Raw genomic sequence first — 25,785 nt, forward strand, 5'->3', positions numbered from 1 at the left:
GGTTGCTTCGTCAATCGCGGATCTTGTTCTCCGGCTCCGCCTTCTTCTCGTCTTTGTTCTCGTCTTTGTTCGGCTGGTCCCCCTTCGCGGCTTGCTCCGGGGTCAGCTCGGCGATCTTCTTCCACTTGCCCGGCGCCACCTCTTCGTACCGGTGGATCATCGATGCGCCGGCGGTGTGGATCGCGACGTCGAGCGTCTTCTTCTTCACCACCGGTTGCGGCTCCACCGGGACCGGCGGGGTCTTCGGGGCTTCGACGGCCGGCTTCGATGGCTGAAAGAACTCCTGGGGCGCCGACTTCGGGGCCTGGATCCCGACCATGCCGGGTGTGACCCACTGGCCCTTCGAGACCCCCGTCTTCAGGGCCTGTCCGAGGGCCTCGCTCAGATCGCCCAGGGCGTTCCCGGCGAACTCTTTCGGCAGCGCCTTTTCCTCGAACGCGTCGGCGATCAGGTCCTTCGTGATGTCGGTGTTCGGGGCGATGTCGTGCTTGGCCACGAGCACCTTCACCATCGCGACGGCCGGGGCCGGGGCGACGGGCGGGGCCGTCTCGATCGGCTTCTCGGCCACCTTTTCGACGGGCTTCTCGCTCGTCTTGGGGGCCTCGGTCCCGTCCTTTTTCTTCTCGCTCGTGTCACCGCTGACCGCCCCGGAGATGTTGGACTTGTCCTTGTCGTCGGACAGCAGTTTGATGACCTCGTCGATGTTGTACTTCTTGTCCGATTCCGTGTTCTTGTTCTGGTTGCGGAGCAGCAGTTCGATGCTGCACCCGCGGCTCTTGGCGAGCGACAGCAGCAGCGCTTCCTTCTCCTTCACCGCGAACGACACCGTGTTCATGCTCGGGAACGTGCCGTTGCTGTCCTTGGCGTAGGCGGTGTTGGTGTCCACCGCGACCACGAGCATGTTTACCAGCAGCGGGAACGCTTCCAGTTTGTTGCCCAGGCGCAGCGTGGCGTTCACGTTCACCCGGCTGCCCGGCCCGACGAACCCGGCCGCGGCCTGCGCCGCGCTGACCTGAAGGGACTGCATGTCGTACCCCTCGGGCAGGGTGATGATCGCCCCCTTGCTGAGGTCCTGGGTGGTGATCGGCTCGTCGGCCCGCAGCGGGCGCGACAGGCGCTTGTCCGCCAGTTCTTCCGGGTTGATCACCACCGTGAGGGGCAGGCCCTCCTTCGGCCGCTTGACGATCTTCACCGTGTCCTTCAGTTCGTCGCGCGTCAGGATCGTGCCGACCGGCAGGTCCTTGGCCGCGACGACCACGTCGACCTGCTCGATCTGTTTGGCGCTCATCTGGGAGGTGAGGAACGCGGCCACGAGGCCGCACCCCACCGCCACCACCATCAAAACCACGTTCTTTTGTTTCATGGGTGCTACCCCCTCGGAGACAAAAAATGGCCCAACTGCCAGCGGCGGTCAGCCCGTACCTCGTCTCACAAGGGGAAGAGACGACCGGGTTACCGGGCGGCACCGTTTCTAACGGTGCGGCCCCTGCGTCGGCCTCACGCGGCCGCGCCCCGGCTCCGGTCGCCCGGGATCGGGTGCTGACCGGGGCCGTAAAGCCCGCTGTTGGTCGCGACCCGCAGCGCCACTCACATCGTGTTCCGGACCAGGGACCGTTGCGGACTCCGGAGAGTGCGCCGGTCGGCTGAACCTTGCCGGATTTACCAGAACGATGTCGTGTAACGCCTTTTCTCCCCGCCCTCTGAATCGACCGGGCGGGTCGGGTTCCTTCAATGTTTCGGAGTTTCCTGAGCGTGCGGAGAATTCGCAGCTTGCCAGTTCTATAGTTCACCCCAATCGGCCCGGTTGTTGCGAGTTACCGGATTTTTCCGATTGGGTCGAAAGATTCGTGTGTTGGGAACCGATGGTCGCGGTTCCGCTCTCGGTGCCCGCTGGGGCGGTGCCCGAGAGAGCGTCTCGTTCGTGCCGGCCCCGCCCCGACCGGGCAGAAACGGTCTAGCCCACCAGCAGCAGCGTGTAGGCCATGTACAACAGGAACCCGACGCACAGCGGGATGCCGTAGGGCAGTTTGGTCCACCGGCTGCGGCGGTCGTGGGCGCGCTTGCTCGCGGCGCTCACCTGGCCGGTGCCGAACATCTGCAGGTCGCTCATGATCTCGCGGACGATTCCCGCGTTCTGGCTGAACTGGCGGCGGAGCAGGATGATGACGAGGCCGAACGCCCCGCCCGCGAGCGCCCCGAAGCAGAAGGCCCAGAACACGACCCCCATTCCGTGCAGGGCGGCGCCGCCGGCATCGGCCGTGGTCGCCCCGGTCCCGAAGTAGGCCCCGGCCCACGCCCCGAAGCCCATTTGCATCTTCACGTCGCCGGCGCCGACGCCGCCGATCGCGAGCATCGGGAGGAGCAGAATGAAGCCGAACGCGGTGCCGAGGACCGCGAGCGCGAAGCCGCCGGTGCCCGCGTCCGCGTGGACGCCGAAGTCGTGCAGCGCGCCGAGCGCCCAGCCGCTCAGAACCAGGGGAAAGGTGATCCAGTTGGGAACCTTCAGTGCCCAGCCGTCGATGAACGCGGCCAGGATCATGCCGAAGCTGATGACGACCAGCGGCCCGGCGTTCAACCCTTCGGGCCAAATCGCGGCCCAGATGTGGTGCGACGCAATTGCGGCACCGATCCAGAGGAGCGCGAGGACCGGCATCCGGGCCATTTGGAGGACGAACGCGCGGTCGATGCCGAGCGAATCATCGGGTGCGGTGGCGGTTGCGGTGGACTGGGGGATAGCAGGAGCGGCGTTGCTCATCGGGAAATCACCTCGTTCGCGGGTTCGGGTTGCGAGTCGGAATCCGTGGGTCGGTGTCCGGTGGGCGGCGCGGCGGGCGGCGCGACGCGGGCCGGGCCGCGGCGCGGCTCGGCCCGTATCGTGCAAACCATTGGCTACGTATCAGCTCCCGGCGGGCGGCTTGATCGAGGAGCCGACGAAGCTGAAGGTGCTGTTGGCGTTGGAGCCGAGGGTGGTGATGGCGGCGATGCACACCACGACGATGAGGGCCAACATCACCGCGTACTCGACGGCCGTCGGGCCGTCTTCGGCCTTCAGGAACGACACCACGTTCTTGGTCAAACTGCGCATGATCCGATCTCCCGTTGTGAAGAAATTAAAGAGGGTTTCGCGTGGTCCCGAGTTTCCCCGCCCGGGACCCCGCTTTTCGCACGAACCGAACACGGTCACGAGCCCGAGCCGCCGGGCTTGACGCCCTGGAGACTCAAATTGTTGTACATTCCGCTGGTCGTACTGCCGATGTTGCTGACCGCCGCGACAATAACCACGATAATCAGCGCGAGCATGACGGCGTACTCGACTGCGGTCGGGCCGTCTTCCCCTTTCAGGAAGTTCACGACCCTTCGTGTGAACCGGCCGAGCATGGCTTCTCTCCGAATGCTGCACGGGCCAACTGGTCGCCGACCCCGATCACGCGGACGGTGCCACAGGTGCGTCTCGTTTTCCCGGTCCCCTGGGCGCTCGGAACAAGAACCGTCCCCTGCCCCCGAACCGGTTCCACTCGAACCACCGGGCCGTCTCCGAAACCGAGCCGGCGTTGCCAGACGACCCGTTCACAACGGAACAGTAGAACGCGCGCGGAGGGTGTCAAATTACCGAGTTGGCTATTTCTGCGGCATTTGCCGAGAAATCCGACTGTGCGCAAAGGGCTGGAAAAGCGGCTAAAAGTGCGTGATTTCTTCGGCGCGTGTGAGCAGATGGGTCAACCGCGCCGCGGTCGCGGTGGGGCGGGGGACGGGTTCGCGACGCACAACGAGGCGAACGAGCCAGCCGAGCACCGAGCACACGATCCCGGTGCGGGCGAGCAAGTGAACGAACTCGTCGGGCGCGTCGAGTACCGCTGCGGACCGGTACGCACTGAGGCCGGCGCTGAATATTGCGTCCCGGGCACTAGAGGATTCACCGAGAAATCGCGCCAGATCAATAGCCGGGTGGTCGATCGCCATCGCTCCGAAGTCGATGATCCCGGTCACGCGGTCGGCCGTAAAGAGAACGTGTTCGCTCCGCAAGTCGCGCAGGACGGGCCGCGACACGAGTGGTCGAGCGCTCCACGGGCGCAGCGCGGAGATCGCAGGATCTGCGCAACGACGCACGACTTTCACGGCCCGGCGCAAGAGCGAATCGAGTTCTGGTGCGACCGCTGGCAGCACGCGGTTCCAGTCATCGAACCGCGCCCGGTGCTCGGTGAGCACTTCGATTCGGTTCAAGACTCCGCGACACGGCCCGCGGGCCGGCGCGAGGGGCCAACACAGGTGCAACTGTGCGATCGCATCGCACGCGGCACACACTTCCGTTTCTGTGAGCAGAGCACGCGGTTCGCCCGGCACCCAGCGACATGCGTCCCAGAACCGACCGTCTGCAAAGACCGCGGTGGAGCCGTGTGTTCCCGTGAAAACGGCTGGCACGAAGGGCAAATGAGCCGCTCGCGACATCCAGAGGTGAATTTGCCGAACGCGCTCCGCGCTCACGCCGATGGGCCAGCCCTTCAGTGCCACTCGGGGCGTGTTGGTCGAATCATCCCCGCGCCACACCACCGCACCACTAAAGCCCTCGGTCGCCCGGTGCCATGCGAGGTCCGAGGTCACCGAACCGAAATGTTCGGTGACTGTAAGTGGTGGTTGTGTAAGGAATTGATTCACACCAGTGGGTCTTTGTGGTTCAGGGCGTGGGGAGACGCTTCGCGGTCGGTTGGCCCTCGGTCAGTTCCCAGTACGAACTGGGTTCGGTGGCCTCCCACGACTGCGATTCGCCCCACGCCCACCGCACCGTCACGCGCTTCACTTTGCCCCCACCCAGCCCGAAGTGCAAGCGCGGATCATTGGCCGAAAGGTAACTACCACCACCTTTTACGAACCGGGTGAGTTTCCGGCCCTCGAGATCGATGGTCACGGTCGAGCCCACGATATCGCGGTTCCCCTTACCGACGAGTTTGACGCCAATCCACGGGTGCGGTGCGGGCGCCTCGTTGCGGAGGACGACGACCGGCCCGTTGTTCTGCGTCACGACGAGGTCCGGGTGGCCGTCGTTGTCGAGGTCGCCGAGTGCCAGCCCGCGGGCCATGCCCTGGGCCTGGAAGTACGGGCCGCCGCGGGTGCTGATATCGCGGAAGAACCGTCGGCCCTCTTTGTCCGTGTTGTGGAGCAGCACGGGTTGCTGCTTCGGCGAGCTCCCGGCGGGGTTGCGGAGGACGTGCCCGTTCACCACAACCACGTCTTCCCAGCCGTCGTTATCGAGATCCACGAACGCCGTACCGAACCCGACACGGTGGACCCCAATCGCACCGACGCCCAAGAGCCGCGACCGGTGGTCGAACACTTCGGCGCCGAGGTTGTGGTAGAGCGCGTGTAACTCCCCCTGGTAGTTGGTGATCCAGAGCGCCGCGCGCCCGCTCCCGTCGTAATCGACGACGTCCAGGCCCATGCTGCCGTTGAACTGGCCCGAATCATCGACCGCGGTGCCCGACGCGATGCCCTTCTCTTCGAGTGCTCCCCCGCGGTTGAAGAAGAGGAAGTTGCGCGCGGCGTCGTTGGCCACGTACACGTCGGGGCGCCCGTCGGCGTTCAGGTCCGCGAGCACGACGCCCAACCCGTAACCGTCGGACTTGAACCGCTGCTCGACCGCGACGTCGCGGAACCCCTGGCCCCGATCGTTCTTGAACAGCGCGTGGACGAGCGGCTTGAACCGCTGCGGCACGCACACGTCGCGCGGGACGCCGGCCGATGTGCCTTTACAGATCGGGTTATTGGCGAACGACCAGTCGGTGTAGTGGCACACGTAGAGTTCAGGGTACCCGTCGCCGTCGAGGTCGCCCCACCCGGCGCTGGTGCTCCACGAGGTGTCACGGAGGCCGAGTTTCTCGCTCACATCAACGAACCGGCGCCCGCCCTTCTCGCCCGGCTCGTTGTGGAACAACCCGATGCGGCCGTAGCCCGTGACGACGAAATCCGGCCACCCGTCGCGGTCGTAGTCGGCGACCGCGACCCCGTGCGTGTACCACCAGGGGCCGGCGAGCCCGGCCGCGCCGGTTACGTCCTCGAACTTCATGTTCCCGAGGTTTCGGTACAGCTTGCACGGGTGCCCTTTGATATCCGTCTTCGTCGGACCGTCGAAGTACCCGCCGCCGACCACGAAAATGTCGAGCCGCCCGTCCCCATCAAAGTCGAACAGTGCGACGCCCGTGCCGAGCGATTCGAGGATGGTGAACTGGTCCGCTTCCTCGCCGTTGCGACACGCAGCTCGGACCCCGGACGCCTCGGTCACGTCGCGGAACCACGGCGGGCCGGTGTAAGCTTCGTGTGGTTCAATGATTGGGGGAAGTTCGGTCGGCTTGGTTTCCGGTGCGCGCGTCCCGCAGGCGCTGGTAACGAGAATCAGCGCGACCGCACCCACGCCGGCGAGGGCCGAAGTGATGCGCGACGGAGAGGGGAGCGCTCGCATGTTTTTGGGTACCGGTCGGTGGGAGCGGCGGACTCGGTTGAATTACGGTTTCGGCGCCGGTGGCGTGCGCGGGCGGTTCCGTTCGGCCGTGATCTCGTCGAACCGCTTCCGGTGCTGTGCGGCCTCGGCCGGGTGCCCCAGGAGTGCTTCGCACCGGCCCATCGCGCTGTTGGTTTCAGGGATGTTGGGCGCGAGTTTCAGCGCCTTTCGGAGCAGCGGTTCGGCGTCCACGAGTTTACCTTCATCGAGGTTCAACAGCCCGAGTTCGACCAGCGCAGAGAGACTGTTCGGGTCGTCCGCGAGCATCTGGTCCAGGAGCCGGCGCGACTCGGCGAAGTTCCCGAGCGTGCGCTGACCGGTGGCCACGAGGTAGCGCAGCCGGCGGTCATCGGGCTTCCGCGCGCGCAGGATCTCGAGGTGCCGAACGCACTCTTGCGGGGCGACCTGGCTGATCGCGAGCGCCAAATACAACCGGGCGTCGAAGTGGTCCGGGTCCAGTGCGAGCGCTTCGCGGAGCGCGGCGACGCTCTGCGTGTAGTCGCGCGCGTAGGCGTAAATGCGCCCCTTCCATGTCAGCCCCTGCGACTGATCCGCGCGCCCGGGGCGGCGCGCCAACCACACCTCCGTTGCTTTGAGGAGCCGCGTAACGACCGCCGGGTCGTCGCGCTCGATGTCCATCGTGACCGTGTGGTTGGGCGCGAGAAATTTGAGTTTGCCTTCCAAATACGCTTCCATGACGAACGGCGCTTCGGGCGCATCCGCCCGACCGACATACGCCTCGAACAAGCGGTCCGCGCCGGTGGGGTTCCCGGACTGCACCGCCAACAGGCTCGATTCGAGTTCGTAGGCTTCGTTGGCCGGGTTCTTCCGCAGGTAGGCGTCCAGTCGCTCTTTCGCGCGTGCGAACTCGCCCTCGCGCCGGGCCGTGCGTGCGGCCAGGAGCAGGGCTTTGGGGTCGTTGGGGTTCCTGGACAAATACTTCGTCAGGATCTCATCGGCCGCATGGAAGTCGCGCTGGTCGAGTGCGGCTCGGGCGTCGCGGAGCGGGTTCGGGCCGAGCACTTCCCATGCGCCCCACGCTACCCCGACGAGAAACCCCACGAGCGCGAGCCCGAGCACGAATTTGCGGTTCCGCTTCGATCTCGCGGGCAGTTGAGGCGCTTGGGGTGCGTGGGCGGTCTTTTTTGATTGCGGCGGAGCGGTGGTCGGCTTCCGTCGAGGCATAACGCGAGTCTCGGGACGAGGTGGCCATTATTGTAGCAGCGGAGCCCGGGAATGTGTGCTCCCGCGTCGCTCCTTTCGTTAGAATGATCCACTCCTCCCGGCTCCGCTCGCTCCTCCATCCATAAGGGCCGCTACCGTGCTATTCCGTGCCCCCTTCGTTGCGGTCGCGTTGTTGGCCGCGTGCTTCCCGCTTGGTGCCGCCGAACCCGCCGCGTGGTGGGACGCGGACGTGGAACAGGCGCTCAAGAGCGCGAAAGAGAACCGCGCGGAACTGGAGAAGGCGCTCACCGATGTGCCGAAGGACCAGCGCAAGGGAATGGCGTTTCTCGTTGCGAACATGCCGGATGTGGACCTCAAGGTGCTGAAGGCCGAGTTCCTCCTTACCAACGTGGAACTGGCGTACAAGGCGCGCAAGGAAATGCCGTGGGGGAAGGACGTTCCCGAAGAAATCTTCCTGAACGACGTGCTGCCCTACGCGAACGTGGACGAGAAGCGGGATGCGTGGCGCAAAGAGTTCTACGAGCTGTGCGTGCCGATGGTGAAGAACTGCAAGACGCCGACCGAGGCCGTGCAGGTGCTCAACGGCGAGTTGTTCAAGAAGCTGAAACTCGGCTACTCCACGCAGCGCAAGGCGCCGAACCAGAGCCCGAAGGAGTCCATCGAGCAGGGCAAGGCGTCCTGCACGGGGCTCTCGATCGTGTTGAGTGATGCGGCGCGGTCCGTGGGCATCCCGGCGCGGCTCGTCGGTACGCCGCTGTGGTCCGACAAGCGCGGGAACCACACCTGGGTGGAAATTTGGGATAAGGGCTGGCACTTTACCGGGGCGTGTGAACCCGACCCGAGCGGCCTCGACCGCGGGTGGTTCGTCGGGGCCGCAGCGCAGGCCAAGAAGGACGTCCCCGAGCACGCGATCTACGCCGCCAGTTTCAAGAAGAACCCGCAGCACTTCCCGCTCGTGTGGGCGATGAAGAACAAGAACGTGCCCGCGGAGAACGTCACTGATCGCTACGCCAAGCCTGCGCCCAAAGCCGAGGCGTTCCGCCTCGAAGTGAAAGTAATTGACGCCAACAAGAAGCGCGTCGCCGAGAAGGTGACCGTGACCGCGACCGCCGACGCGAAGCAGGCGTTTGATGGCACGTCACGCGGCGAAACGGCCGACACGAACGACTTCCTCACGTTCGAGCTTCCGCCGAACGCGGAGTTTGTCGTGAAAGTTGGCGCTACGACCAAGACCATCAAGACCGGTGCGGCCGGCGAGAAAACGCTGGTCGAGATCCAAAAATAACTGCTTTTCCTGGGGCCGCGGGCGTCCCACCCTCCCACTCTCTGATAATTCACCGCCACAAACAATCACCACACCTCGGACGTGCGGGCGGATGAGCGCGGTCCCAGGATTTAGGAGCTTCGATGCGCACTCTCGCTCCCGTGTTCCTCCTTGTCACGTTCGCGTCGCCCGCGCTCGCCGCGCCGGACGTGACCAAGTCTGCGGCCGCACTCAAAGAGCTTAAAGCGGCACTCGGTGCGAAGCCGGCCGCGCTCGCCGACCTCGCGGACAAAGGGTTCGCGAAAGTGCCGCTCACGAAGGCGGACGCCGCGACCGCGCGCGAACTGTTGTGGAAGGCCCACGTCGCGATCATCAAGACGGAGCGCGCGGCCGAAGTGAAAGATCTGGTCATCAAGGACGGCAAATTGGAGATGCCGTTCTTCACCAAGACGTTCGGCGAGAAGCCCAAGGGCGGCCGGAGTCTGTGGATCTCGCTCCACGGCGGCGGCGGGGCGCCGAAGGAAGTGAACGACCGGCAGTGGGAGAACCAGAAGAAACTCTACACGGTAGAGGAGGGGATCTACCTCGCGCCGCGTGCGCCCACCAACACGTGGAACTTGTGGCACGAGGGGCACATTGACCGCATGTTCGGCCGGCTCATCGAAGACCTCATTGTGCTCGAAGACGTGAACCCGAACCGGGTGTACGTGCTCGGGTACTCGGCGGGCGGGGACGGCGTGTACCAAATGGGGCCGCGCATGGCCGACTACTGGGCGGGCGCGGCGATGATGGCGGGACACCCTAACGGCGTGTCGCTGCTCTCGCTACGGAACGTACCGTTCGCGCTGCAAGTGGGCGGCAACGACACGGCTTACAACCGCCACAAGGTCGGGAAGGAGTACGGCGAGCAACTCGACAAGCTCCAGAAGGACGACCCGAAGGGGTACGAGCACTTCGTGAAGATCCACGAGGGCAAGGGCCACTGGATGAACCTGGAGGACAAGGCCGCGCTGCCTTGGATGGCGAAGTTCACGCGCAACCCGGTCCCCGATCGCGTGGTGTGGAAGCAGACCGGCGCCCCGCACGACCGCTTGTACTGGCTCGCGGTGCCAACAGCCGAAGCGAAGGGCGATTCCCTCGTGATCGCGAAGCGGGCGGGTCAGGTGGTTGAAATCACCGAGGCGGAGAAGGTCTCCAATCTCTTGGTTCGCTTCGACGACCGGATGGCCGATCTCGACAAGCCCGTGGAAGTGAAGCACGCGGGCAAAACGCTTTTCACCGGCACCGCGCCGCGAACCGTGGGCACGCTAGTGAAGACGCTCAGCGGGCGTGGCGACTCGGGGCTGACCTTCGACGCCGAAGTGGAAGTGACCATCGGCGCGGGGAAGTGAATGTCGGAATGTTGTAAGGCGGTTGTTGTCGCGGTATGATTAGACCGCGCCGCGACTTGGTTAGGTTTGGCCGCGCGCAGTTTAGGAAGCGCCGATGCTTACTCACATGACAAAGCGACTCACGGGGGCGGCGCTGATCGTCGGGGTGACCGCATCGGTCGTCTCGGGGTACATTCACTTCCCGCCCATGACACTCCAGAAGATGTGTAAGGACTCGCACTATGTTCGCGCCCTGAAAGTTATCAAGCGCGACAAGGACAAAGGGGTGATCGTTTTTGAAGCGGCCGAGTCCCTGAAGGGCGAGAAATCGCAGATCGCCACGTTCAAGCACGTCATGCGGTCCGACGCGGAAGGCGCGAAGTCGATTCTGAACTGGGCCGAGGACGGGAAGACCGCGGTGATGTTCACGATCGAGAGCAAACCCGGTGGCCCGCCGAAGGCTCTCGGTTACGTTTTCATTGACGATTACTGCTACTCAGTCGATTTCAACAGCGACGGAAAGTACTGGTTACTGATTCGCGGGGAACCTGGAATGTCGGCTTGTTACCACGGTTCGGTCGAGAAACTCCGTGGGCTCATCAGGGACGTTCTTGATGGCAAAGAGGTCAAGGTTCCCGTGAAAGAGCCCGCAACAAAGGAAGATCGGGACAAGCGTAACAATGAGATCAACGACGTACTGAAGAAGAACCGGTAGCGGTGCCAGCGCCCCGCCTCAGTTGCGCTTGGTTCGCAGTGCGGGTCGCGGTAAAATTGCACTTCCGCAAGTGATTCTCTCCCGAACCGGACAGTCTTAATTATGTCGGACGGTTCCGCGAACGCGACCGATCTGCGGGCGTGCCTCGATCGCGTTCGCGCGGGGGATGCGTCCGCGCTAAACGAACTCGTGCTCCTCGCGGGTAAGCGGCTCCAGTTCCTCACGCACCGGATGTTGCGCGACTACCCGCGGGTGCGCCGGTGGACCGAAACCGATGACGTTCTGCAAAATGCTCTCGTGAGGCTGTGCCGGGCGCTCGAACAGGTCCATCCGCCGTCCGTCCGCGATTTTTACGCTCTGGCCACCGCGCAGATTCGGCGCGAACTGATCGACCTCGCGCGCCACTTCGCCGGTCCCGAAAACGGCGCTGCGAACCACGAGAGCTGGCACGCGGAACGCGCGGAACCGGACGCGCCGGACCTGTCACACGAACCCGGCGCGCTCGCCGACTGGCGCGAGTTTCACGAACAGGTTGCCGCGCTTCCGGCCGACGCGCGCGAAGTCTTCGGGCTGCTCTTCTACCAGGGATTGACGCAAGAAGACGCGGCCGGGGTGCTGGACATCAGCCTCCGTACCGTTCAGCGCCGGTGGCAGGCCGCGCTGCTCGGTTTGCACCGCGCGCGAAACGGTGAAGCGCCCGGCACCTGACTTTTCGAGACGCACCCGTGTCCCGTTCCGCCACACTCGATGAACTGCTGCTCCACTGGCAGGAACTCCGGCGGGCCGGGGGAGCGCCCACGGTCGGGGACGTGTGCGCCGAACACCCGGCCCTCGCGGACGATCTCGCGCGCCGGATCGCCGCGTTCGAGTCGATGGAAGCGATGCTCGGGTTGAAGGCACATGCGACGCTCCCCGATCACCACGCCAAGCCCGAAGTCCCGGCGCACCTCGCCGAGAGGCTCCGACCGCACGGGTACGAAATTCTCGAAGTGATCGACCAGGGCGGGATGGGCGTCGTGTACAAGGCGACGCAACTCGGGCTCCAGCGAACCGTTGCGCTGAAAATGATCGCGGGGTTCCGCGTCGGGCCGAAGCAACTGGGCCGGTTCCGCGTCGAGGCCGAAGCGGTCGCGCGGTTGCAGCACCCGCACATCGTGCAGATATACGACGTCGGCGAAGTGGACGGGCACTCGTTCTTCACGATGGAGTTCGTGGAGGGCGGGACCCTCGCGCACCACCTCGCCGCCGGTCCGATATCCCCCGGCACCGCCGCGGAACTGGTTGAAACACTCGCACGAGCCGTTCACCACGCCCACACGCGCGGCATCGTTCACCGTGATCTGAAACCGGCCAACATCCTTTTGAGCGCGGAGTGCGGAGCGCGGAACGCGGAACCGAAGACAAAAGACGAACCGACGATCCGCAGTTCCGCGCTCCGCGCTCCGCACTCCGCGCTTCTCCCGAAGGTTTCGGACTTCGGGCTCGCGAAGCGGCTCGGGACCGATACCGACCACACCGCGACCGGTGAAGTGATCGGCACGCCGACCTACATGGCGCCCGAACAGGCCGAGGGCCGGACCGATGCGATCGGCCCTGCGTGCGACGTATACGCACTCGGGGCCATCCTTTACGAATCGCTCACGGGCCGCCCGCCGTTCAGGGGGCAGAGCCTGCTGGAGACGCTCCGGCAAGTGATCGCGAACGAGCCCGAAGCCCCGCGGCGCATCCGCTCGGCCGTTCCGCGCCACCTCGAAGCAATTTGCCTGAAGTGTTTGGAGAAGAACCCCGCCCGCCGCTATGTGAGCGCGGAGACACTCGCGGACGACCTGCGCCGGTTCACGACCGGCGAACCCGTAGTCGCGCGCCGGCTGTCGCACCCGGGTCGCGTGCTGAAGTGGGTCCGCCGGCGCCCGGTGTGGGCCGGCGCAATGGCCCTCGTGGTCGTTGTGTTGGTTGCTTTCGCGGGGCGCGGGTACGCGGAACGCGAGGGCGATCGCAAAAAGATCGAAGCCGAACAAGAACGGAAGCGCTTGCGAGCGGTCGAGATCGCTCCCCAGGCGCGCGAGATCCTTCAGCGCCACTGTTACGAGTGCCACGGTGCGAACCCCGCAACGGCCGAGCGCAAGTTCCTCGTTCTCGATCGGGGATCGCTGTTCGACCCGGACCGTAAGAACGTCGTTCCCGGGCACCCGGAAGCTTCGCGCCTCTTGCACCGCATCGAAGACAACACGATGCCGCCCGAGAGCGACGCGGAGTGGTTGCCGCGCGTGTCGGAACTCGAACTGTCGATCGTGAGAGACTGGATCGCGGGCGGGGCGCCGGAGTTCCCGCCCGAAGACCCACGGACGCCCACCCCGGCTGTCGTACCTCGATCCGAACTCGCGGTTAGCGTCTATGCGATCTTCGTCAAACAGTGCGCGAACTGCCACCAACTTTCAGAGGCCGGGGGCGGTATCAAGGTGCTCAATCACAACTTGCTCCTCGCGCGCAAGGTCGTGATTCCCGGCCGCCCGGAGGAATCGGAACTGTACCATCTGCTCGTGACTGAGAACGAAACCAAGGTGATGCCGAAGCCTAGTCAACCGCGCCTCACGCCTGCCGAAATCGAGTCGGTGCGCCAGTGGATCGCTGGGGGCGCTCCGCCGTTCCCCCACGCGCCGAAGAAGTGAACGGAAGTGCAAATTTATGTTGCCTATCTGATCGCGTGTTCATATAATGCGGTATCCTCCGCTATACCCGCAAACTGCGTGACGCGATCCCAACATGGGTGGGCATGTTGTGAGGATTGAAGAGTGGCAGGAAAGCGGGTTTTCTGGTGCTGCGAACTCATTCGTAACTGGTTCTTGGGTCGGCTATTGTGGCGATTGGCTAACAATCCTGGCCCCCTGAAAATGTTAGCGAATGTTAGCCCCGGTCCACAGCGGCCCGCAGAGCGAATAAGGATGAAATTATTCGTGCTAATGATTGCGAGTTAGTGAATTTGCCCGCCGGCGGGGAAGTGTCCCACCGGCGGGGCCGAACCGAGATGAAGTCGCCCGCACGGTCAACGGTCGAGCTTCACATTCGGCCTAGCATTCGAGGTCTCGTTACCGGCGTTTGAGGCTCTTGCTCATCCCAGCGGAACCGTGGCGCGGAACACGCCAACCATTCGGGAAGAATCTTGACCCGGGGCCGCGGGTGGCGCGCACCCGTTGACCCGCGCGCGTCGGCCTGCGACACTACCTGTCTGCCCTCCGGCCGCTCCCCGCACGGAACCCGCCATGCCCACTTCACGCCAAATCAGTTGCGTCGCGTTGTGCGTAGCTCTCCTCGCCTCCGCGGGCGGACTGCCCGCGCAACCGCCGACCGCGCCCGATGTTGTCGCGGTGCTAAAAATGCACACGGAGACCGTCGAAGCGGTCGCGGTTAGCGCGGACGGGAAGTTCGTCGCGACGGCGAGCTTCGACAAGACCGTGAAATTGTGGGACGCGACCACCGGGAAGGAGCTGCGAACCTACGGGGGCGAACAGGGCCACAAGGGGCAGGTGCTGTGCGTCGCGTTCTCGGCGAAGGGCGATCAACTCGCGACCGGCGGCGCGGACAACAGCGTCCGCATCTGGGACGTTCCAGTAACAACACCCTTGAAGACCTTCGCCACCACTGGCGCCACGACCGGTGTGGCGGTGGCGAACGACGGCAAGACGTTCGCGCTAGCAGGGGCCGACGGCGTGGCGAAGGTGTTCCCGGCCGGTGAAGAGAAGGGCGCGATCGAACTGAAGGGGCACGTCGGCGCGGTTCTGGGCGTGGGGCACCTCGCTTCGGGTAACGTGTGGGTGACGGCCGGCGCGGACAAACTGATTCGCTTCTTTAATGGCACGGACGGCAAGCTCATCACGAGCTACGGCGCGGGCAGTGCGGACATCACCGGCTTCGCAGTGCGGCCCGATAGTCAGGGGGCGTTCACGACGAGCGCGGACGGCGCGCTGCGGTTCTGGCAAACACCGGCGCCTCCGACACGAACCTTCCCCGCGCTCAAAGACGCCGTGACCGCGTTCTATTCCACCGCCGACGGCAACACGCTGCTCTACGCGACCGCGGACAAGGTCGTGACGATTGGCACGACGAGCAACAACCAGTCGGCCGGCACGTTCGCGGGCGCGAAGGGCACCATCGAGAGCGTCGCGCTGTCGCGGGACGCGGCCACGGTCGTCGCGGGCTGTGCCGACGGGAACGTGATCGCGTGGGACCGACAGGGCAAGCCGAAGGGCGAAGTGCTGGCACACGCGGGCGGCACCACCGCGACTGCGTTCCACCCCGCGCAGCCGATCCTGTTCACCGCGGGCGCGGACGGCGCGCTGAAGGGCTGGAATTTGCCGCTCGACGCGAAGTTGCCGAAGGACAAAGACGGCAAGGAGTCGAGCCGCACGAAGTACGACATTAAAGCGCACGCGGGCAAAGTGACGGCAGCCCTCGTGAACCCCGCGAACGGGCAGGTCATCACTGCGGGTGCGGACAAGTTGATTCGCGTGTGGGATGTGTCCAAGCCCGAGAATCCGGTGCGCGAAATCGGCCCGCTCACCGCTCCCGCAACCGTACTCGCGCTGAGCCGCGATAACCTCACGCTTGCAGCCGGCGCGGGCAAGGACGTGCTGCTCTGGACCCTCGCGGACGGCAAAGAGGTAGGCAAGTTGACGCAACCGACCGATGTGCTGAGCCTGTGCTTCAACGCGGACAAAACGCGCCTGCTCATTGGCCGCAGTGACAATCTGGCCGTGCTGGTTGAAGTCGCCACGGGCACAGCGTATCAGACGTTCCCGCACACCGGGGCAGTGCGTGGCGTGGTCGCACACCCGACCACACCCGCCGTCATCACCGCGAGCGCGGACAAGAGCATTGTCGTTTCGCCCGTGACATGCACGCGCCTCATCACTCTGGGAAAAGGGAAGTCTGTCGGGGTGGTGGTGTCGCCCGGCAGCGAGCGCGTGTTGAGCATCGGGCCGGGTAAAGAGGCGGTGAGCTGGAACACGAACAACGGCACGAAGGAACGCGCGTTCGAGACCGGAGGGGACGCGACCGCGGCCGCGATCTCGAAAGACCTGCAGCGCGTCGCGGTCGGAGGGGCGGACGGCTCCATCAGGGTCTACACGACGAACGACGGGAAGCTCGTGGGCACGATCACCGCTGGCGCTCCGGTCGCGGGGCTCGCGTTCCAGCCGACGAACACGGTGCTGGTCGGGCTGGTGAGGGACAAAGACAACAGCGCGGTCGCGTGGAACGCGGGCTTCACCCCGGGTCAGCCGGCGCCGGCCGAGTTCGGGCGCCAGATTCAGGCGTTCCCGCACCCGGTCGCGGCGAGCGCGGTCGCGTTCAGTGCGGACGGGCAGTTCACCACCACTGCAGCGGACAAACAGGCGCGCCGGTTCCGCCTCGCGGCCGACATTCCCGTGAAGACGTTCCAACACCCGAATTTAGTCGATTGTGTCGCGTTCGACGACACCGGGACCGTGCTCGCTACAGGATGTCACGACGGCGTGTTGCGGACCTACGACCTCACGAAGAACGCCCTTCTGAAGCAGGTCAACGCGCACGTCGCCACCGCCCCGCAGCAGGTGCAGAACCCGATTTACGCGGTGCTGTGGGCGAACGATTACAAGCAGATCTTCACCGCGAGTTACGACAAGAGCATCAAGTTGTGGGACGCGGTGGGCGGGACGCTGGTGCGCGAGTTCAAGGGCGCGCAAGATCCGGCACCGGAACCGAAGAAAGACGACAAGGCCCCGCCGCCGAAGAAGGACACCGGACCGAGCGGGCACCGCGATCAGGTGTTCGCCCTCGCGCTCTCGAAGGACGGCAAACTCCTGGCCTCTTCGTCGAGCGACAAAACGGTGAAGGTGTGGGACGTGGCGACTGCGAAGGTCGTGCGCGACTTCCCGAACCCGGAACTCAAGCCCGTGTTCCCGGGGGAACCGGCGCCGTCGCACCCGGGGTGGGTCCACTCAGTGCGGTTCACCCCGGACGGCAATCAACTGGTCACGGCCGGCCCCGCACCGCGCGGGAAGTCCTATCTCGCCGTGTGGACCGTCGCGGACGGCAAGCGCGTCTCCGGCGCGGAGCGCGACTTCGGCCCGATTCACACGATGGCACTCTTCCCGGACGGCACCAAGATCGTCATCGGGTATTCGGGCGTTCCGCGCAACAAAATCGAGCCCGCTGCGGCTATCCTGAAGTTCCCGGGGAAGTAGGTTCTCACCGGCCGGCAGACACCGGCCGTTTGCCAAACGCGGTGACTCATGTCAATCAAGACGGTGATTTTCGACTTCGGGAACGTGGTCGCATTCTTCGACCACGGGCGCGCGATCGCGCGGCTCGCCGATTACACCGACATGGACCCGGTGGAACTCACGCTCATCCTGTACGGCAGCGCGATCGAGGACGACTACGAGCGCGGCGCCATTAGTACCGCGGAGTACGTCCGCGAGGCCAAGCTCAACGGGCGGCTCACGTGTACCGACGAGCAATTCCTCGCGGCGTTCGTGGACATCTTCTGGCGGAACGACGAGGTGTGTGCCCTCATTCCGCTGCTGAAGCCCAAGTACCGCGTGGTGCTCGCGAGTAACACCACGCAAGCGCACTTCGATGCGTACACGCGGCAATTCGCGGACGCGCTCGCGCGCTTCGACCAGCTCGGTACATCATTCAAGTCCCGTGCGCGGAAACCGGAGCCCGCGTTCTTCGCGGACGTCCACCGGCACGCGGGGGCCGAACCCGGCGAGTGCGTGTTCATCGACGACCTCCCCACGAACATTGAAGCCGCTGAGAAGTTCGGTTGGAAGGGCATTGTTTACCGCGCCGATGGCACGCTGCGCGACAAACTGCGGGCGGCCGGGGTGGAGGTCGGTACAACATAAGGGACATTGCAGATTGCAGAATTGTGATCGCAGATGAATCGGCGCGGGGGCGCGCCGGTATTCGTCCGCGGTCGGAGATTCTGGATCACGCTAGACAATCTCCGCGAGTCAGGGAAAACGATGGACATTCTTCAACAGGCCGACCCCGAGGTGTTTGCGGCGATCGCGGGCGAGCGCGTGCGCCAGCAGGTCGGTCTGGAGATGATCGCGAGCGAGAACTACACGAGCCCCGCGGTGATGGCCGCGCAGGGCTCGTGCCTCACAAATAAATACGCCGAGGGCTACCCGGGTAAGCGGTATTATGGCGGTTGCGAATTCGTCGACGTCGTGGAGAAGCTCGCGATCGACCGCGTGAAGCAACTCTTCGGCGGCGACCACGCGAACGTGCAGCCGCACTCCGGCGCGCAGGCGAACATGGCCGTGTTCCTCGCCGCGCTCCAGCCCGGCGACACCATCATGGGGTTGGACCTCGCTCACGGCGGGCACCTCACGCACGGGATGCGGCTGAACTTCTCCGGCAAGTATTTCAAGGTCGTCAGCTACGGCGTGCGGAAGGACGACCACCGCATCGATTTCGACGACCTCGTGGCGAAGGCACGCGAGCACAAGCCGAAGCTCGTGATTGCCGGCGCGAGCGCGTACCCGCGGACGTTGGAATTCTCGAAGTTCGCCGAGGTCTGCGCCGAAGTGGGCGCGCCGCTCATGGTGGACATGGCGCACATCTCGGGGCTCGTCGCGGCGAAGGAGCACCCGGACCCGGTGCCGCACGCCGCCTTTGTTACGAGCACCACGCACAAGACCCTGCGGGGGCCGCGCGGCGGGTTCATCCTGTGCAAGCAAGAGTGGGCCGACAAGATCAACTCCGCCGTCTTCCCCGGGGTCCAGGGCGGGCCGCTCATGCACGTCATCGCGGCGAAGGCGGTCGCGTTCGCGGAGGCGCTGAAACCCGAGTTCAAGCAGTACGCCCAACAGGTGCTGGCGAACGCGAAGGTGCTAGCCGCGGAACTGCAGGCGGCTGGGTTCCCGGTCGTGTCCGGCGGGACCGACACGCACCTGATGCTGATCGATGTGACCGCGAAGGGCTCGACCGGTAAACTGGCGGAACACGCGCTCGACGCGGCGGGCATTACCGTTAACAAGAACATGATCCCGTTCGACCCGCGCAAGCCCCTCGACCCGTCCGGCATCCGGCTCGGCACCCCCGCGCTGACGACCCGCGGGATGAAGGAACCGGAGATGAAGCAGATCGCGCGCTGGATCACGGACGTGCTCACCGCCTCCGGCGACGCGGCCGTGACCGCCCGGGTGAAGGGCGCCGTGCTAGAATTGAGCAAGCAGTTCCCGGCCCCGAGCGAGTCGGCCGCGGGCGGGCGGTGAGCCGGCCCCGCGAGCGGGCGGGTGCCGCGTGCCCCGTTCGCTCCCGGATGTGGAGCCGGTGCGCCGGTGATGAGTGCTCGCCGCACGATTCGGGGTTCGCTGCTCCGCGGAGGGGTCCGTAGTGGGAATGCTGTTCGTATGCGCCGCCTGCCTCTTCTTCTTAATGCTGGTGCCGGTCACGCTGTTCGCCCTCACGTTCATCTACCGCCTGTCGTGCGTCCTCTGCGGGCTGCCGAAACCGACGGTGATGGTCGCGTCCGGGATCATGTTCGTGGCGTGGCTCTCGCTGGTGATGGCGGTGGGCGTTCTGGACAAGGTCGTGCGCGAGGCGTGTAGCGCGGCCGGGCTCCCGCCCTGGGAGGCGGCCATCATCGTGTTCCTGCTCGCGCTCCCGCTGGACCTGCTCATCTCCGCGGGGATCGAGTCCGGGCTCATGGGCGTGCGGTTCGGCAAGGGCGTCGAGGTGTGGTACACGCAGCGGCTCATTCAACTCTCGATTGTCGTCGCGCTCGGCCTCGTCGCCGGCGTCATCGTCCTGATCCAACAGTTGGCTTAATGGCACGTTACTTTGCGACCTGTGCCCGCGGACTGGAACCGGTCCTCGCGGGCGAATTGAACGACCTGGGCGCGCGGGACGTCGAGCCCGGGCGGGGGGGCGCCACGTTCCACGGCGACGCGGCCATGCTGTACCGCGCGTGCCTCTGGCTCCGCACCGCGGTCCGCGTGCTGCGCCCGATCCACGAGTTCGACGCGCACTCGCCCGACGAACTGTACGACGCGGTGCGCTCGATTAACTGGAACGACTGGATGACGCCCGACCAGACGCTCGCGGTCGATTGCAACGTGCGCGACTCCGCGCTCACGCACTCGCAGTACGCGGCGCGCCGGGTGAAGGACGCGATCTGCGACCAGTTCCGCGACCGCACCGGGCGCCGACCGAGCGTGGACACCGAGCAGCCGATGATCGGGCTGAACCTGCACGTCTCCAAGAACCGCGCGATCCTGAGCCTCGACAGCTCGTGGTCGTCGCTGCACAAGCGCGGGTACCGGCCGATCCAGACCATCGCGCCGTTAAACGAAGCGCTCGCCGCGGGGTTGCTCCTGCGCGCCAACTGGAACAAGTCCACGCCACTCGTGGACCCGATGTGCGGGTCCGGGACGTTCTGCATCGAGGCCTCTTGGATCGCGCTGAACCGCCCGCCCGGGCTCACGCGGAAGTGGTTCGCGTTCCAGGGGTGGCCCGACTTCGACCGGCCGCTGTGGAACGCGATGCGCGACGACGCGCGCCGGGCCGTGCTCAAGGACCTACCTGCACCGATCGCCGGCTCGGACGTGCGGCAGGACGCGATCGACTTCGCACTCCAGAACGCGCGCGCTGCCGGGGTCGGGAGCCAGTTGAACTTCCAGCGGCTCGAACTCCGCGACGCGCGCCCGCCCTCGGACGCGCCCGGCGTGCTGATCTGCAACCCGCCCTACGGCGAGCGCATCGGCGAAGAGGAAGAGTTGATCGACCTGTACGCCCGCATCGGCGCGACCGCGAAGGAGCACTGGCGCGGCTGGCGCCTGCTCCTGTTCACCAGTAACACGATGCTGGCGAAGAAGGTGGGCCTGAAGGTGGTTCACAAGGAACCATTCTTCAACGGCTCGCTAGAGTGCTTCTTGTGGGAGTTCGCGACCGGGCGGTAACGCGGCGGTTTTGTAGTTTTGTAGGGTGGGTCGAGCCGGCTCTGCGGCGAAGGCCCACCACAACCCGAGACAGCTAAGAACGCCGGGCGCTGACGTGCCATCGTGGTCCGTGGTCGCGCCGTTTTTGTAGCCCACCACAACCCGAGACGGTTAGGTTCACAGTGCCATCGGGCGCCCGATGTGCCTTCCATGTCGGTGGTTGTGGTGGGCCTTCGCCGCAGAGCCGGCTCGACCCACCCTACAAAAACGGCGCGGTTTACCCTTCAACTGCCGCGTCACACCACACGCATTGCTACGAAACCCAACAGCGCGAACAGCGCCCCTGCCGTGAGGCACCCGGCGCGCCGGGGCTTTTCTGGAGGGATTTCTAGTACCTCGATCGACCTTGGAGTGTCGTCGAGGTTGTGAACCAACTCCCAACCGGGACCAGCGCTGGGGTCCGGTAAATCTTCGCCGGGCACCAACTCCCACAGCCCCGTGTCGCGCCCGGGCGCATCGGCCTGCGCCAGCGCGTTCACGGGCGCGCGGGGTTGCGGTGCGGTCGCCCATTTCGCGAGGAGCCCCTGAACCACGGTGGCGGACTCGTACCGCATGTGCGGGGACTTCGCCATGAGAGTGTGAACGATCCGGGCGAAGGCCGGAGGCACCTGCTCGAGCGCGGGCGGCCAATCGGACCGGTGCCGGGCGATTTTCTCCCTGGCCGTCGGTGCGGGGAAGGGGGGCGACCCCGTCAGCGCGAACACGATCGCGCACCCGAGGCCGTAGAGGTCGGCCGCGGGGCCGACGGCGCTCGCGTCGCGGGCCTGTTCGGGCGCGAGGTAGTCCATCGTGCCCACGGTGTACCCCCGGCCCCCGACGATGGTCGGGTCGTCCGGTAGCGGTTCACCCGGGACGAGAGCGAGCCCGAGGTCGAGGAGCACGCCGCGTCCGTCGGGCCGGACCATCACGTTACTCGGCTTGACGTCCCGGTGGACGAGTCCGCGCTCGTGGACGTGGGCCAGCCCCGCGGCGACGTCCGCGAACACCCGGGCCGCGTCGCCGACCGCGAGCGGGCCGGTCTCGAGAACGAGCTGCCGCACTGTGCGCCCGGGGACGTACTCGAGCGCGGTGTAGTGGACGTCGTCGAGCGTGCCGGCCGCCAGCGTGTGAACCACGTTCGGGTGGTCGGCGCGTCGGCCCAGCACCATCTCGCGCCGGAACCGCCGGAGCGCCTTGGGCTCGCGCTCGGCCTTGCGGTTCGTGAGCAGTTTCAGGGCGACCAGTTCCGAATCCCCGAGCGCCGCTGACATGCGCCGGTCGCGCGCGAGGTACACCACGGTGCCCATGCCCCCGCGCCCGAGAGGGGCGAGGATGCTGTACGGTCCGAGGACGAGCCCGTACCAGCGCCCGTCGAGGAGCTTTTCGGCTTGGTAGTGCGTGAGAACACCGGTGCCGACGAGGGCGTCCGCGAACGCGCGGGCGGACGCGGGGTTGTGGCGCGCGGTGAGCCGGTCGAAGTCGGGCGGGTCGAGGAGCCGGCTGCGGCGCAGCGTCGCGAGGAACGTGGCGAGCGGCGGGTCGGCCATGCCGGTCATGATAGCGACTCGACCAGCCCGTCGAGCTGCTGGCGCAGGTGGCGCACCGCGTTCTCGTCGAGTTCGGTAGTGGCGCCCATCGCACCGGCCAGTGCCGGGCGCGCGTCGAGCCCGCCGTCCGCGCGTGCGGCCCGCGGGCCGGCGTGGACCTGATCGCACCGCGTCGCCCGGACCAAGTCGGCCACGGTGTCCCCGCGCACCCGGCCCGCGGGCAGGATCTCGATCTGCCACCCGGCGTGCTGCACGAGCGCGGCGAGGTGCGTTGTCCCGGCTTCGGCGGTCGTCGCGCCGCCGCTGGTCAGGACGCGCTCGAATCCGAGTTCGATGAGTTCGTCCAGCGCAACGAGTGGCTCGGGCAGGAAATCGAACGCGCGGTGGAACACGGCCCGGCCCCGCGCCGCTCCGACCAGCGCGCGGCACCCGTCGTGGTACACGCGGCCCTTGTGGGTGAGCGCGCCGAACACGATGCCGTCCGCGCCCTCGCGCATGAACGTTTCCGCGTCCTCGACCATTACGCCGAGCTCCGCCCGCGAGTACGCGAATCCGCCCTCTCGGGGGCGCAGTAGTACGTACAGCGGAACCCCGTCCGCGATCTTGCGCACGGCGCGGAACAGCCCGAGCGACGGCGTGAGCCCGCCCAGCGCGAGCCCGCTGGAGAGTTCCAGCCGGTCCGCGCCGGCGCGCGTCGCGTACACGGCTTCTTCGGGCGACGTTACGGCGATCTCGAGGGTGTAGCGCTGCGGGCGCGCGACGGTGTACCGCCCGTCGCGCCGGGCGAGGGCCGTCAGCAGCGCGCCCATCCGGTGCGCTGCGGCCTCGCCGCTCGCGACCGCGGCGTCCGCGTGGTCGGCGCTGGCACTCGCGAACCCGTCGCCGGCGAGGACCGCCGAGAGGTCGCGCAGCACCACGCAGGGCGGGCGCATCGGGGACACCGGGCGCGCCCAGCGCCACTTGTGAACCCAGACCTGGCCCGGGGCGACCGGCTCGCCGACCCACGCGCGCAGCCGCGGCAGGAGCAGCTCGATGATCCGCGCATCGGGCTCGTCCCAGTGCGCGGTAGCCCATTCGTCCGTGGTCAGCGCGGTGATCGACCCGTTCACCGCGGACACGTTTTTCAGGTGGTTGTCGGTGATCCACTCGAGCGGGCCGTCGCCGAGCCACACGCCGCCGGGCTGCAGGGCGCCCGCGCCCGCGAACACGCCGTAAAGGGCGACGCAGCGCGAATAGGTCACTTTGCGCAGCGCGTCGCGCAGTTCATCGGGTAGCGCGAGCTTGTTCCGCTCGAGCAGTTCGAGCGTTTGGGGGACCGGCGGGGTGAGGATCAGGGCGTTCGCGTGGACGGTGGACCGGTGCTCGTCGCGCAGCGATCGCGTGTGGACGCGCCAACCGGTGTCGGTGCGCTCCAGTTTCTCGGCGAGCGTGTAGTCGCGGAAGTCGAGCCGGTCGCCGTGTACGGTGAGGAGCCGGAACGCGAGTTCGCGCATTCCGTGGGCCGCGGTGAGAGCGGTGATCGGCTCGCCCAGCGCTTCGCCCGCGGCGCCGATGCGCCCGATCGCGCGCCGCGTGAAGAGGTCTTCGCCGGGGAGTTCCGCGGCCAGCGCCGCCGTTTGAAACCCGCGCTCTGCGTCCAGCAGGCCCCGCACGTCCAGTGCGCCCGCTGTGTTTTCCAGTGCGTCCAGCACCCTCTGGAGGTCCAGCGGGTTCCGGTCGAAGAGGCGGGAGTGCCGCGCGTACAGGTTCGGCGGGCCGAGGTCGAAGCGCGCCTTGCGCCCGTCGGGGAGGTCCACATTGCGCGTACACGCGCGCCCGCCCCCGTGCCGCCCCTTATCGATGATCGTGACCTCGGGGGGGGACGGGCGCGACAGGAGCCGGTGCGCGGCGGTCAGCCCCGCGAGCCCGGCGCCGATGATCGCGACGCGCGGGGTCATTGCCCGCCCTTCGCCCAGTCGCGGCTCACCTTCTCGGCCCCCGCGAACGCGCGCATCAGGTTCCCGCCGAGCACCTTGTGGATCTGCTCCTTCGTGTACCCGCGGTCCAGCATGAGTTGCGTGATGAGCGGGTAGCACGACACGTCGCTCATCTGGGCGGGCAGCTTGGGCACGCCGTCGAAGTCCGAGCCGATCCCGGCGCAGTCGATACCCGCGACCTTCACGATGTGGTCGATGTGGTCCACGATGTTGCGCACGTCGCCCGCGGGGTAGTCGTTGTCCTTCGCCCACTCGCGGTACGCCTCGCGGTACTTGGCCTCGTCGTTCGGGAACTGCTTCTTCAGCTCGCGGTCCTTCTCGAACATGAGTTTCATGGCCCGCGCGCCCTCGGGCGTGAGGAACCCGCTGTAGAAGTTCACCATCACCACCCCGCCGTTCTCCTTCACGAGTTTCAGCACGTCGTCGGGCACGTTCCGCGCGTGGTCCGCGACCGCGAACGCCGACGAGTGCGAGAAGATGACCGGTGCCTTGGTCGCCTTCAGCGCGGCCTTCATGGTGGCGGGCGAGACGTGCGAGAGGTCGACGAGCATCCCGAGCCGGTTCATCTCGTGGACCACGTCCACGCCGAAGGGCGTGAGGCCGTTGGCCTTCGGCGCGTCCGAGCACGAATCGGCCCAGTCGAGCGAGTCGGAGTGCGTGAGGGTCATGTACCGCGCGCCGAGCTTGTAGTAGTCGCGGAGCAGGGCGAGCGAGTTGTCGATCGCGTGGCCGCCCTCGATCCCGATGAGGGACGCGATCTTGCCGCTCTTGCGCACGCGGAGGATGTCCTCGGTCCCGTAGGCCATCTCGAACGTGTCCGGGTAGCGCCGGGCGAGCTCGTGAATGACGTCGATCTGCTCGAGCGTCATCTTGACCGCAGTCCCCTTCTTCGCGGTGGACGAGGGCACCCACGCGCTCCAGAACTGCGCGCCCACGTTGCCCTTCTTCAAGCGCGGAATGTCCGTGTGGAACTTCTTTTGCGGCTTGGTGAGATCGATCCCCTTGAAGCCGGGGGCGTCGTTCTGGCGGAGCTCCCAGGGCAGGTCGTTGTGCCCGTCAATGAGGAGCGCTTCGTTGTGGATCGCGAGCGCCTGTTCGGTGACGACCACCGCTTTCGGCGCGGCGGGTGTGTCGCCGGCCGGTGTCCGCAGCAGCCCCACGGCCGCCACGAGGCTGAGCGGAGCGAAGAAGAGTCGGTACATGGAGGGACGCTCGTGTGCGAATCCGGTGAGAGGTACCCATCAAGTTACCGGAGACGGCGCGCCCGGGC

20 protein-coding genes are annotated in these 25,785 nt (G+C 66.3%); 10 read left to right on the top strand and 10 right to left on the bottom strand.

The window, feature by feature from the left end:
• Positions 1-10: 10 nt before the first annotated feature.
• The 7 genes from cpaB to J8F10_RS00900 form a co-directional block, all read right to left on the bottom strand.
• Entirely contained in the window at positions 11-1,363 is a 1,353-nt protein-coding gene (cpaB, locus tag J8F10_RS00870; RefSeq protein WP_210651736.1) for a Flp pilus assembly protein CpaB, read from the bottom strand.
• A 591-nt stretch (positions 1,364-1,954) separates the two neighbouring features.
• The gene (locus tag J8F10_RS00875) at positions 1,955-2,755 is read right to left on the bottom strand and encodes an A24 family peptidase (protein WP_210651737.1); all 801 of its coding nucleotides are present in this window, start codon (positions 2,753-2,755) and stop codon (positions 1,955-1,957) included.
• Positions 2,756-2,896: 141 nt separating this feature from the next.
• Positions 2,897-3,085, bottom strand: coding sequence for a Flp family type IVb pilin (locus tag J8F10_RS00880; RefSeq protein ID WP_210651738.1), 189 nt, complete (start codon positions 3,083-3,085; stop codon positions 2,897-2,899).
• A 95-nt stretch (positions 3,086-3,180) separates the two neighbouring features.
• Positions 3,181-3,378 carry a Flp family type IVb pilin gene (locus J8F10_RS00885; protein ID WP_210651744.1) on the bottom strand — a complete coding sequence of 66 codons (198 nt, stop codon included), beginning with the start codon at positions 3,376-3,378 and terminating at the stop codon, positions 3,181-3,183.
• Between the two features lie 297 nt (positions 3,379-3,675).
• Positions 3,676-4,599 (bottom strand): phosphotransferase enzyme family protein, encoded by a 924-nt coding sequence (locus tag J8F10_RS00890; RefSeq protein ID WP_210651746.1) that lies wholly within the window; start codon positions 4,597-4,599, stop codon positions 3,676-3,678.
• A 73-nt stretch (positions 4,600-4,672) separates the two neighbouring features.
• The gene (locus tag J8F10_RS00895) at positions 4,673-6,451 is read right to left on the bottom strand and encodes a CRTAC1 family protein (protein WP_210651748.1); all 1,779 of its coding nucleotides are present in this window, start codon (positions 6,449-6,451) and stop codon (positions 4,673-4,675) included.
• Positions 6,452-6,493: 42 nt separating this feature from the next.
• The gene (locus J8F10_RS00900; RefSeq protein WP_210651750.1) at positions 6,494-7,675 is read right to left on the bottom strand and encodes a tetratricopeptide repeat protein; all 1,182 of its coding nucleotides are present in this window, start codon (positions 7,673-7,675) and stop codon (positions 6,494-6,496) included.
• A 136-nt stretch (positions 7,676-7,811) separates the two neighbouring features.
• Here J8F10_RS00900 and J8F10_RS00905 point away from each other — a divergent pair, with 136 nt between their 5' ends.
• From J8F10_RS00905 to J8F10_RS00950, 10 genes are all read left to right on the top strand, one after another.
• Positions 7,812-8,960: a transglutaminase-like domain-containing protein gene (locus J8F10_RS00905; RefSeq protein WP_210651755.1), complete on the top strand. Its 1,149-nt coding sequence runs from the start codon at positions 7,812-7,814 to the stop codon at positions 8,958-8,960.
• A gap of 122 nt (positions 8,961-9,082) precedes the next feature.
• Positions 9,083-10,330: a hypothetical protein gene (locus J8F10_RS00910; RefSeq protein WP_210651756.1), complete on the top strand. Its 1,248-nt coding sequence runs from the start codon at positions 9,083-9,085 to the stop codon at positions 10,328-10,330.
• Between the two features lie 106 nt (positions 10,331-10,436).
• Positions 10,437-11,024: a hypothetical protein gene (locus J8F10_RS00915; RefSeq protein ID WP_210651761.1), complete on the top strand. Its 588-nt coding sequence runs from the start codon at positions 10,437-10,439 to the stop codon at positions 11,022-11,024.
• Positions 11,025-11,126: 102 nt separating this feature from the next.
• Complete coding sequence (locus J8F10_RS00920; RefSeq protein ID WP_210651765.1) at positions 11,127-11,732, top strand: RNA polymerase sigma factor; 606 nt, start codon at positions 11,127-11,129, stop codon at positions 11,730-11,732.
• 17 nt (positions 11,733-11,749) lie between these two features.
• Positions 11,750-13,693, top strand: coding sequence for a protein kinase domain-containing protein (locus J8F10_RS00925; RefSeq protein ID WP_210651775.1), 1,944 nt, complete (start codon positions 11,750-11,752; stop codon positions 13,691-13,693).
• Between the two features lie 591 nt (positions 13,694-14,284).
• Positions 14,285-17,245, top strand: a complete 2,961-nt coding sequence (locus tag J8F10_RS00930) for a WD40 repeat domain-containing protein (protein ID WP_210651776.1) — start codon at positions 14,285-14,287, stop codon at positions 17,243-17,245.
• 48 nt (positions 17,246-17,293) lie between these two features.
• Complete coding sequence (locus tag J8F10_RS00935) at positions 17,294-17,911, top strand: HAD family hydrolase (protein WP_210651777.1); 618 nt, start codon at positions 17,294-17,296, stop codon at positions 17,909-17,911.
• A 120-nt stretch (positions 17,912-18,031) separates the two neighbouring features.
• Positions 18,032-19,288, top strand: a complete 1,257-nt coding sequence (gene glyA / locus J8F10_RS00940) for a serine hydroxymethyltransferase (RefSeq protein ID WP_210651778.1) — start codon at positions 18,032-18,034, stop codon at positions 19,286-19,288.
• A 121-nt stretch (positions 19,289-19,409) separates the two neighbouring features.
• Complete coding sequence (locus tag J8F10_RS00945) at positions 19,410-19,844, top strand: hypothetical protein (RefSeq protein WP_210651779.1); 435 nt, start codon at positions 19,410-19,412, stop codon at positions 19,842-19,844.
• Positions 19,844-20,974 carry a THUMP domain-containing class I SAM-dependent RNA methyltransferase gene (locus J8F10_RS00950; RefSeq protein ID WP_210651785.1) on the top strand — a complete coding sequence of 377 codons (1,131 nt, stop codon included), beginning with the start codon at positions 19,844-19,846 and terminating at the stop codon, positions 20,972-20,974. Before J8F10_RS00945 ends, J8F10_RS00950 begins: the two co-directional genes overlap by 1 nt.
• A gap of 275 nt (positions 20,975-21,249) precedes the next feature.
• Here the strand turns inward: J8F10_RS00950 and J8F10_RS00955 are convergent, their stop codons facing one another.
• From J8F10_RS00955 to J8F10_RS00965, 3 genes are read right to left on the bottom strand one after another with little or no spacing between them, the layout of a single operon-like run.
• The gene (locus tag J8F10_RS00955) at positions 21,250-22,548 is read right to left on the bottom strand and encodes a serine/threonine-protein kinase (protein WP_210651786.1); all 1,299 of its coding nucleotides are present in this window, start codon (positions 22,546-22,548) and stop codon (positions 21,250-21,252) included.
• On the bottom strand, positions 22,545-24,476 hold the full coding sequence (locus J8F10_RS00960) for a copper homeostasis protein CutC (protein WP_210651787.1): 1,932 nt from the start codon (positions 24,474-24,476) through the stop codon (positions 22,545-22,547). Before J8F10_RS00960 ends, J8F10_RS00955 begins: the two co-directional genes overlap by 4 nt.
• The gene (locus J8F10_RS00965) at positions 24,473-25,717 is read right to left on the bottom strand and encodes a dipeptidase (protein WP_210651788.1); all 1,245 of its coding nucleotides are present in this window, start codon (positions 25,715-25,717) and stop codon (positions 24,473-24,475) included. Before J8F10_RS00965 ends, J8F10_RS00960 begins: the two co-directional genes overlap by 4 nt.
• Between the last annotated feature and the right edge of the window lie 68 nt (positions 25,718-25,785).

This window comes from Gemmata palustris, from assembly GCF_017939745.1.
GTDB lineage: Bacteria > Planctomycetota > Planctomycetia > Gemmatales > Gemmataceae > Gemmata > Gemmata palustris.